This is a genomic window from Bradyrhizobium sp. 18BD, assembly GCF_054185225.1.
The window spans coordinates 102,741-112,653 of the sequence record NZ_JAVAYL010000028.1 but is presented as its reverse complement, the minus strand read 5'-3'; the positions used below and the strand labels follow the sequence as shown (position 1 = coordinate 112,653).

At 65.0% G+C, this 9,913-nt stretch carries 10 protein-coding genes; 1 reads left to right on the top strand and 9 read right to left on the bottom strand.

The annotated features are described in order from the left end of the window. Positions 1-265: 265 nt before the first annotated feature. The 9 genes from dapD to rpmH form a co-directional block, all read right to left on the bottom strand. Positions 266-1,111 (bottom strand): 2,3,4,5-tetrahydropyridine-2,6-dicarboxylate N-succinyltransferase, encoded by an 846-nt coding sequence (dapD, locus tag RAD16_RS36410; protein WP_458162689.1) that lies wholly within the window; start codon positions 1,109-1,111, stop codon positions 266-268. Between the two features lie 238 nt (positions 1,112-1,349). Further along, positions 1,350-2,039 carry a pyrimidine 5'-nucleotidase gene (locus RAD16_RS36405; protein ID WP_458162688.1) on the bottom strand — a complete coding sequence of 230 codons (690 nt, stop codon included), beginning with the start codon at positions 2,037-2,039 and terminating at the stop codon, positions 1,350-1,352. A 14-nt stretch (positions 2,040-2,053) separates the two neighbouring features. Next, on the bottom strand, positions 2,054-3,040 hold the full coding sequence (locus tag RAD16_RS36400; protein WP_458162693.1) for a DUF1036 domain-containing protein: 987 nt from the start codon (positions 3,038-3,040) through the stop codon (positions 2,054-2,056). Positions 3,041-3,222: 182 nt separating this feature from the next. Next, on the bottom strand, positions 3,223-4,110 hold the full coding sequence (argB, locus tag RAD16_RS36395) for an acetylglutamate kinase (protein ID WP_326903157.1): 888 nt from the start codon (positions 4,108-4,110) through the stop codon (positions 3,223-3,225). A 190-nt stretch (positions 4,111-4,300) separates the two neighbouring features. Continuing rightward, a complete protein-coding gene (locus tag RAD16_RS36390; protein WP_458162687.1) occupies positions 4,301-4,666 on the bottom strand; it encodes a DUF423 domain-containing protein in 366 nt (121 codons plus the stop codon). Further along, entirely contained in the window at positions 4,666-5,319 is a 654-nt protein-coding gene (gene yihA, locus RAD16_RS36385) for a ribosome biogenesis GTP-binding protein YihA/YsxC (protein WP_458162686.1), read from the bottom strand. Before yihA ends, RAD16_RS36390 begins: the two co-directional genes overlap by 1 nt. 95 nt (positions 5,320-5,414) lie before the next feature. Continuing rightward, the gene (gene yidC, locus RAD16_RS36380; protein WP_458162685.1) at positions 5,415-7,268 is read right to left on the bottom strand and encodes a membrane protein insertase YidC; all 1,854 of its coding nucleotides are present in this window, start codon (positions 7,266-7,268) and stop codon (positions 5,415-5,417) included. Between the two features lie 16 nt (positions 7,269-7,284). Continuing rightward, the gene (rnpA, locus tag RAD16_RS36375) at positions 7,285-7,695 is read right to left on the bottom strand and encodes a ribonuclease P protein component (RefSeq protein ID WP_458162684.1); all 411 of its coding nucleotides are present in this window, start codon (positions 7,693-7,695) and stop codon (positions 7,285-7,287) included. Positions 7,696-7,722: 27 nt separating this feature from the next. Beyond that, positions 7,723-7,857, bottom strand: coding sequence for a 50S ribosomal protein L34 (gene rpmH / locus RAD16_RS36370; protein ID WP_008542748.1), 135 nt, complete (start codon positions 7,855-7,857; stop codon positions 7,723-7,725). Between the two features lie 350 nt (positions 7,858-8,207). Here rpmH and RAD16_RS36365 point away from each other — a divergent pair, with 350 nt between their 5' ends. Further along, positions 8,208-9,707, top strand: a complete 1,500-nt coding sequence (locus RAD16_RS36365; protein WP_458162683.1) for an ATP-binding protein — start codon at positions 8,208-8,210, stop codon at positions 9,705-9,707. Positions 9,708-9,913 lie beyond the last annotated feature (206 nt).

Genomic DNA, 9,913 nt, shown 5'->3' with positions numbered 1-9,913 from the left:
CGCTATAATCACCCATGACTCGCCCTCCTTGCGTGAGGCTCTGCCCGGACCATCCGGGTAACCCTCGCAGTCGCATCGAGGGTGAGTCGCCCCGTTCCGCAAAGGGACATACGGTCTGAGGTGCGAGTGGCGCGATGCCAAGCATAGCGCCGGGAGCCTCGAAGGATGCACGGCCGGGATGCAGCCGCCAGCCGGGCCGTCGCCCTTCGAGGGCCGCCGAAGAGACGGCCACCTCAGGGTGACGGATTACATTTCGCGGGCCGACTTAATCCCGCAGCAGCTCGTTGATGCTGGTCTTCGAGCGGGTGCGCTCGTCGACGCGCTTGACGATCACGGCGCAGGCGGTGCTCGGGCCGATCTGGCCGTTCTTCATCGGCTTGCCGGGCAGCGCGCCGGGCACCACGACGGAATATTCCGGCACCTCGCCCATGTAGACCTCGCCGGTCTCGCGGTCGACGATCTTGGTCGAGGCGCCCAGGAACACGCCCATGGCCAGCACCGCGCCCTTGCGCACGATGACGCCTTCGGCGACCTCGGAGCGCGCGCCGATGAAGCAGTCGTCCTCGATGATCACGGGTTCGGCCTGCAGCGGCTCGAGCACGCCGCCGATGCCGGCGCCGCCGGAGATGTGCACGCGCTTGCCGATCTGCGCGCAGGAGCCGACGGTCGCCCAGGTGTCCACCATGGTGCTCTCATCGACATAAGCGCCGAGATTGACGAAGGACGGCATCAGCACGACGTTCTTGGCGATGAAGGCCGAGCGGCGCACGACGGCGCCCGGCACCGCGCGAAAACCGGCGTCGCGAAAGCGGTTCGGGCCCCAGCCTTCGAACTTCGAGGGCACCTTGTCCCACCAGCTCGCCTTGCCCGGACCGCCGGGAATCACGTCCATGTCGTTGAGGCGGAACGACAGCAGCACGGCCTTCTTCAGCCATTGATTGACCTTCCACTTGCCGTCGGCGCCGCGCTCGGCGACACGCGCCTCACCCTTGTCCAGGGTTTCCAGAGCCTGGTCCACCGCCTCGCGCACCTCGCCCTTGGTCGAGGTCGAAATGCCGTCACGCGCGTCGAAGGCGCTGTTGATGGTGGATTCGAGGGCGGACAGGGACATCGGGATTTCCTCTTGGGATCAGGGATTTTGAGGGGATTGGGTCGCTTTTTCGGGATTTGGCGGGGCGGAGTCAAGGCATACTCCACCGTCGTCCCGGACAAGCGGAGCAGCCTCGTAGCCCGGATGGAGCCAACGGGTCGCGCGAATGCGCGCCCGATGACAGGCTCCGCGCAATCCGGGACGGTCTCTCCGCGGTGATGGGCCCCGGATTTCGCTGCGCTCCATCCGGGCTACGGCTTCACCGAGAGAGCCTGGCCAAAAACCCCGCGAGATCATCCGTGACGTGATCGACATGGGCGGCGTCCCGGCCCTCCAGTTCCCAATCCTCACGCACCACTTCCTTGGTGCCGTCTGGCACCACCAGCACCGTGGTCATGCCGAGCTGGTGCGGGACGGTGAGGTTGCGGGAGAGGTCCTCGAACATCGCGGCGCGGGTCGGATCCACCGCATGGTCGCCGAGAAATTTCTGGTAGGTCTGCGCCGCCGGCTTCGGCTCGAACCCGGCCGCGATGATGTCGAACACGCCGTCGAAATGCGAGCCGAGACCGAGCCGCGCCAGCACCGCATCGACATGGTCGACCGAGCCGTTGGTCAGGATCAGCTTGCGCCCTGGCAGCTTGGCAATGGCCTCGCCGAGCACCGGGTTCGGCTCCAGCGGCGAGTGGTCGATCTTGTGCACATAAGCGAGATAATCGTCGGCGCGCACGCCATGCAGGGTCATCATGCCGCGCATGGTGGTGCCGAAGCGCCGGTAATAGTCCTTCTGGATGCTGCGCGCTTCCTCCGGGCCGACATTGAGCCAGTTGCACACAAACTCCCCGATCCGCGCATCGACCTGCTGCCACAGATTGACGTGATGCGGATAGAGCGTGTTGTCGAGGTCGAACACCCAGGTGTCGACATGGTCGAAGGCGCGGGGGTGGTTCATCGCAACTCTCTCAATCACGGCATTGCAAAGCGCAGCGTCTTGCCGCCGCTGCTCATATCCACCGTGCCAAAGCCCATCGCCGCAAATCCGCGCGCGCCGCAATCGGTCTGCTCGTTGGTCTCGAACTTGGTCTCGCGCGTGCAGAGCTGCTTCTCGCCGCCCCAGTTCAGCGGCCTGTCCTTCAGCTTGATGGTGCGGTTGTCGGCATCGATCGCTTCCGCGAAGCTGAAGATCTGCTTCGGCTGGCCGCTCACATCGGGGTGCAGGCACTTGCCGGGGTCGATGCGGTACCAGCCGCGGCTGGTCACGGACTTGCCGTCGTCGGTGGCGATCGCCGCCATCACCTTGTGCGGCGTGTCATTGCACCAGGTGAGGCCGCTTGCGGACGGTGTCTGCGTCGCATCGACCATGGTCCTGAAAAAGTTCGGCGACGAGGCGGCGTCGGACGACAGCCCGCGGCTCTTCAGGAACGCGGCGAGCGCGGCCTGTGTCTTCGGTCCGTCGACGCCGTCGATCGCGCCGACGTCGTAGCCGATGATCACCAGCAGCCGCTGGATGCCGGCGAGGCGCGCCTGCTCGTCGTCATATTCGGAATCCTCGGCGAGATAGGCAATGAGGTTGCCGTCGTCGCCTTGCGTCGGCGTCACCTGGGTGAAGGCGGCCTGGGTCTGACCGCTGCGGCACTGCCGCGCGGCTGCGATGACGAAATTGTCCTGCGCCACGCACAGCATGTCGCTGCCGTTCTGCGGGATCGGGGAAGCGCCATAGATTCCGAGCGCGCGGGCGTTGAGCAGGATGCGGTCCGCGGACAGCGTGCCCTGCACCACCACGCGGCAGGTGGCGGGATCGATCCTGAACCAGCCGCGCGTCGCGGTGGCGGCCTTGTCGTCGATGCCGATCGCGGCCTCGATGACATAGGACATGCGGTTGCAGATCTTGAGATCGGCGAAGGCGGGCGCGGAGGAGAAGACGAACGAGACGGCTGCGGCCGGAAGCGTCATCAGGAGACGCGTCAGAGGCGAGCGGCGGGGGCGCTGAACCCTGACCTCGTCATGCCCGGGCAAAAGCGCGGAGCGCGTCTCGGCCGACAAGTCCCGGGCATCCACGTTCTTGGTGCGGGTCGAAAGATCGTGGATGGCCGGGACAAGCCCGGCCATGACGGCTTTCTTTGTCCGCTCCTGCCTCACTTGTGGATCAGCGTGCCCGTGCCTTGGTTGGTGAAGAGCTCGAGCAGCACCGCGTGCTGCATCTTGCCGTCGATGATGACGACGCCCTCCACGCCTTGCTCGAGCGCGTAGATGCAGGTCTCGACCTTCGGGATCATGCCGCCGGAAATGGTGCCGTCGGCGATCAGCTTGCGCGCGTCCTTCACCGAGAGCTGCGGGATCAGCTTCTTCGACTTGTCGAGCACGCCCGGCACGTCGGTGAGCAGCAAGAGGCGCTTGGCCTTCAGCGCACCGGCGACCGCGCCGGCAAAAGTGTCGGCGTTGACGTTCAGCGTCTGGCCTTCCTTCGAGGTCGCGAGCGGCGCCAGCACAGGGATCAGCTCGTAGCCGATCAGCTGGTTGAGCAGCGTGAGATCGACCTTCTCGGGGTCGCCGACGAAGCCGAGATCGACCGCCTTCTCGATATGCGAGCCCGGATCGATGATGGTCCGCGTCGTCTTCGACGCCTTCACCATGTTGCCGTCCTTACCCGACAGGCCCACGGCCTTGCCGCCGGCCTCGTTGATGTAGCCGACGATCTGCTTGTTGACGGAGCCGGCGAGCACCATCTCGACGATCTCGATCGTCGCCGCATCGGTGATGCGCAGGCCGGCGGCGAACTCCGAGACGATGCCGAGGCGCTTGAGCATGGTCGCGATCTGCGGGCCGCCGCCATGCACCACCACCGGATTGATCGCGGTCTGCTCGAGCAGCACGATGTCGCGGGCAAAATTCTTCGCGGTCTCCTCGTCGCCCATGGCATGGCCGCCATATTTGATGACGATGGTTTCTTCGTCGTACTGCTGCATGTGCGGCAGCGCTTCGGACAGGATGCGGGCCTGGTCGAGCGGGGAGATTTCGGTCATGAGGCGGATCTCGCTGGCGGGACTAACGCGGCCTGCGTTCTATCCGATTGGCGGGCGCGGCGCAAAGTGTGGCTGGCATGTCGCTGCGTAGCTGGGAGCCTTGTAGCCCGGATGGAGCGAAGCGAAATCCGGGATTCTTACCGCAGGCACCGGCCCCGGATTGCGCTTCGCTCCATCCGGGCTACGGACGCTACGGACTGCGCTTCGCCACCACTGCGGCCAACGTCACCGCCAGCCAGCCCAGAATCATCACCGTTCCGCCCGTCGGCGCCGCATACGGAAACAGCGAGTGCCCCGCATATTGCCGCAAGGTCAGGTCGCCCGCGAACAATGCGGCGCCGATCACTAAGCCGAATGCGGCGATGAGGCCAATTCCGCCATGCAGAAGGCCGCGTGCGAGCAGGGCGACGGTTGCAAGTATGGCAGTTGCATGAAACAGCAGCATGGCGCTCGCGGAGGCAAGCCGGCTGGCGTCGGCGCCGTGGGCGGAGGCCGCGGCCAGCGCGACGCCAGCGGCGCCCATCAAACCGGCAAAGGCGATCAGCAGGCGAGCCATCACTTGGTCCGCTCTTCCAGCAGCTTCGCCATCGCGGCGCGCAGTTCGGCCATGCCGGTCGAGCTCCGCGACGAGGTCGCGAGCACGTTCGGGAACGCGGCCGGATGTTTGGCGAGCGCAGCCTCGGTCTCCGCAATGCGCGATTGCAGTTCGGACGCCTTCACCTGGTCGGCCTTGGTCAGCACGATCTGGTAGCTGACCGCGGAGCGGTCGAGCGTCTTCAGGATCTCGAGATCGACGTCCTTGAGGCCATGGCGCCCGTCGATCAGCACATAGACGCGCGCGAGTGAGGCGCGGCCCAGCAGGAATGTGTGGATCAGCTCGGTCCAGGACGCGACCTGGCTCTTCGGCGCCTTGGCGTAGCCGTAACCGGGCATGTCGACGAGGCGCAGGTCGGTTTTCCCGGAGACCTCGAAGAAGATCAGCTCCTGGGTGCGGCCCGGCGTATGCGAGGTGCGCGCCAGCGCGTTGCGCCCCGTGAGCGCGTTGATCAGGCTGGACTTGCCGACATTGGAGCGGCCGGCAAAGGCGATCTCGAGCCCCGCCATCGGCGGCAGCGTCTGGATCGAGGGCGAGGCCCAGATGAACTGCCAGTCGCGCGCGAACAGCTTTCGCCCGGCTTCGATCAGCTTCGCATCTTTATCGTCGGTCATGCGAAGGCTCGCTGTTTCCCCACGTCATTGCGAGCGACTTGTCCGCCGTAGCTCGAAGAGCGAAGGCGGAAGCGAAGCGCTCGCAAAGACGGCGCCTACGTCGCCTTCCTCGCGAACGTCGCCTTGAGATTGTCGAACAACTCCACCTTCACGCCGTTGCGGCGCATGATGAAGCTCTGCTGGAGCACCGAGAGCAGATTGTTCCAGGCCCAGTAGATCACGAGGCCCGCCGGGAAGCCGGCCAGCATGAAGGTGAAGATCAGCGGCATCCAGTTGAAGATGAGCTGCTGCGTCGGATCCGGCGGCGTCGGGTTCAGCTTCATCTGGAACCACATCGTGATGCCCATGATGATCGGCCAGATGCCGAGCGCGAGGTAATGGCCGAATACCGGGATCGTGGTCGGATCGAACGGGATCAGCCCGAACAGGTTGAACAAATTGGTCGGATCCGGCGCCGAGAGATCCTTGATCCAGCCGTAGAACGGCGCGTGCCGCATTTCGATGGTGACGAACAGCACCTTGTAGAGCGAGAAGAACACCGGAATCTGGATCACCACGGGAAGACAGCCGGCGACCGGATTGATCTTCTCCTTGCGGTAGATCTCCATCATCTCCTGCTGCTGCTTCACCTTGTCGTCGGGGTAGCGCTCTTTCAGCGCCTGAAGCTGCGGCTGGATCGACTTCATCTTCGCCATCGAGGCGTAGGACTTGTTCGCCAGCGGGAAAAACAGCAGCTTCACGATCACTGTCACGAGCAGGATCGAGATGCCGAAATTGCCGAAGAAGCGATAGAAGAAGTCGAGGCCGAGGAACATCGGCTTGGTGATGAAGTAGAACCAGCCCCAGTCGATCAACAGATCGAAATGGTTGAGGCCGAGCGCCTTGTTGTAGCCGCCGAGGCCGGCGAACGGGAACACGCCGACGACGCCGGCTTCCTTGGCGCCGGCGAACAGCCGCGCATTCGCGGTCGCGGTGCCGCCGATCGCGACGGTGACGGGATCGAGCAGATAGTCGGTCTGGTAGCCCCGGATGTTGTTGGCGAGGGTCGATGAAAAAGTCGCCTGGAGCTGGGCATTGGTGTCGGGCAGCAGCGCCGAGGCCCAGTACTTGTCGGTTATGCCGAGCCACCCATTGGTGGCCTTGAAGTCGACCTTCTTGGCTTCATCGATCTTCTTGTAGGCGTATTCCTGCAAGCCGTGCTCGCCGAGATAGCCGATCAGACCTTCATGCAGGATGTAATAGCCGGAGACCTGCGGCGTGCCGTGACGTGAGATCAGGGCATAAGGGTAGAGCGTGACCGGCGCGTTGCCGACATTGCTCACCTCGTCCTTGATGGTGAAGAGATAATGGTCGTCGACCGAGATGGTGCGGCGGAAGGTGAGGCCCTCGCCATTGTCATACTTCAGCACCACCGGCGTCGTCGGCGTCAGGCTGCCGCTGCCGTCTTGCTGCCACACGGTGGTCTTGTCCGGCATCTTCGCGGTCACGCCCGTTGCGGCCACCCAGCCGAACTCGGCGTAATAGGGCTCTGCCGTGCCGGAGGGCGAATAGAGGATGATCGGCGGCGATTTCGGGTCGACCGTCTCGCGGTACTGCACCAGCGCGAGGTCGTCGATGCGACCGCCCTTCAGCGAGACGCTGCCGGAAAGCCGTGGGGTGTCGATCTTCACGCGCGGGCTGGCTTCGATCGCGGCGCTGCGGGCAACGACCGGCTGAGCCTGCTGGTTCGCGGCCGGAGCGGTTGAAGGCTGGGCCGCGCCGCCGGCCTGCGGCGTCGCGCCCGGCGTTGCGGACGCGGTCGGCTGCGGGGCGTTCTTCTGGAGCTCGGCCTGCGCCTGCTGCTGGGCGCGCTGCTTCTCCATCGCCGGCACGTTGTAGAAATACTGCCAGGCGATCAGGACGAGGCCCGATAGAATGACGGCGAGGATGGTATTGCGATTGTCGGTCATCTCTATTGTCTCGTCATCAATCCGGTTTGCGGCTGGCAGGGGCGGTGGCGCCTGGCCTCGGGCCACGTGCTTTCGCAGATCCCTTGCTTGGTCCCTTGGGCGTATGCCGCGCGGGCTTCGTGAACGCTATGCGCAGATCGTCGAGCATGGTCGTGAAGTCGCGCGAGAGCGCGTCCCTCCGGCCGACCAGTACGTAATCATGATGGGGCTGCATCGATAGCGGATCGAGCCGCTTCACCAGTTCGCGAAGCCGGCGCCGGATGCGATTGCGCTCGGGGGCGTTGCCGTTCTTTTTGGTAACGGTGAAGCCGATCCGGATCGGGCCGCTGTCGTCGCGGCGGCGGCTTTGCAGGACAAACGCGGGACTATTCGCCCGCGCGCCATTGGCAACGGCGAGGAAATCCGCTCGCTGCCTCAGCCGATCCATGATGAAATCCCAAAATGGGGGTCCGGCTCAGGCGCTCAGACGCTTGCGGCCGCGGGCGCGGCGGGCGGCGAGAACCTTGCGGCCGCCGGCAGTAGCGAGACGAGCACGGAAACCGTGACGGCGCTTGCGCACCAGTTTGCTGGGTTGATAAGTCCGCTTCACGGGTTTTTCTCCGCTGACCGGGCAATTTGCCTGTAGAATTGATAGGAAAGTCCGGAAGATGCGGCCCAAAACGGGCCTTTCTCGGCCCCAAGAGAGCCGCTCCCGGCGTCACACCGGGTCATCGCGGACAATTTGCGCGGCTTATAAGGGAGCGTCTTGTTTTCGTCAACGTGGCACAAGCGCAGGATTCCGGTGAATATCGCTGTTTGTGCGGGGTTTTTAACCCTAGAGGTAGCGACTCGCCCTATCAGCACCTACATCCCACCTTGGCAGATTAGCGATCCGTAATTTGACCGGGGCCAGGGACGGGTCGCATCTTCCACTAGCCTAGGCCAACAGGGGCTCATTTCGTGGCAACGACAGACCGCCAGCCGATCCAGGACGTGGATCAGCCGGACCCGCCGGCGGCGCGGCCGCGTGGGACGGCCGGGCTCGGGCTGTCAGGCAAGCTGCTGCTGCTCACCGTCCCGCTGGTGATGATCGCGGCGATCCTGCTCTACGTGCCCGCCATCGCCAACTTCTGGGTCAACCGGCTGAACGACCGTGTCGCGGCCGCCAATACGGCGGCGCTGGTGCTCGATGCCGCGCCGCTCGGCATGGTCCCCGATTCGCTGTCGCGCGAGATCCTGAAAAGCATCAATGCCCGCGCCGTCGCCATCAAGATGGGCCAGCAGCGCCGGCTGCTTGCCAGCGACAATCTGCCCACCGCGATCGAGCATGACGTCGACTTGCGCGACATGACGGTGTGGGAGGCGATCACCGGCTCGTTCCAGATGATGCTGGAGACCGGCAACCAGCCGATCCGCATCGTCGGCCCCGGCGTCGGCAATGCCCAGTTCGTCGAGATCGTGACCGACGAATTGCCGTTGCGGCAGTCGATGTACCGCTTCTCCCGCAACGTCGTGGTGGTCGCGCTGATCATCGGCGTGCTGACCGCGGGTCTGGTCTATCTCGCGCTCCATTATCTCTTCGTGCGGCCGATGCGGCGGCTCACCGCGAGCCTGGTCGGCTTCCACGAAAACCCCGAGAGCTCGGCGCGGATCATCGTGCCGAGCCAGCGCAGCGACGAAATCGGGGTCGCCGAGCGCGAATTGTCGGACATGCAGCGCGATCTGATGTCGATGCTGCATCAGAAGAGCCGGCTCGCCGCGCTGGGCCTCGCGGTCTCCAAGATCAACCACGATTTGCGCAATTTGCTCGCTTCGGCGCAGCTTCTGTCCGACCAGCTCGCCAGCGTGCCGGATCCGCGGGTGCAGCGCTTTGCGCCGAAGCTGGTGCGCTCGCTCGAGCGGGCCATCGCCTTCTGCCAGTCGACGCTGTCTTACGGCCGCGCCCAGGAGGCCGCGCCCGACCGCCGCATGATTATGATCGAGCCTGTCGTGCTCGAGGTGCGCGAGACCGCAGGGCTGGCCAGCGATGCCTCGATCGCCTGGGTCGCCGCGATCGAACGCGGGCTGGCGATCGATGCCGACCCGGACCAGCTGTTCCGCGTGCTGCTCAACCTCGTCCGCAACGCCGCCCAGGCGCTGGAAAGCCATTCCTCCGGCGACGGCGGCGTGCAGCAGATCCGGATCACAGGCAAGCGCGAGGGCGCCGTCGCCATCCTGGAGGTCTCCGACACCGGCCCCGGCGTGCCCCAGAAGACGCGGGACCATCTGTTCGAGGCGTTCCAGACCTCCGGCCGCCCCGGCGGCAGCGGGCTGGGCCTCGCCATTGCCGCCGAGCTCGTCCGCGCCCATGGCGGCGAGATTCACCTCGTCGAAGGTACCATCGGCGCCACCTTCCGGATCGTCATCCCCGACCGCCCTGTGGAACTCCTCTCCATCCGCAACGAGCGGCAGCGGGCGTAACTCGGCCAAAGGCCGAGCCTGCGATCCGGGGCATAATCTCCAATACTTCCGTCATTCCGGGGCGCGCGTAGCGCGAGCCCGGAATCCATAGCCACCAGCCGGGGTTATGGATTCCGGGCCTGGCCCTTCGGGCCATCCCGGAATGACAGAGGCTGTGAAAATACGCGAAAATCTCCCCATCCCGGACCTTGCCAATCGGGACAAGA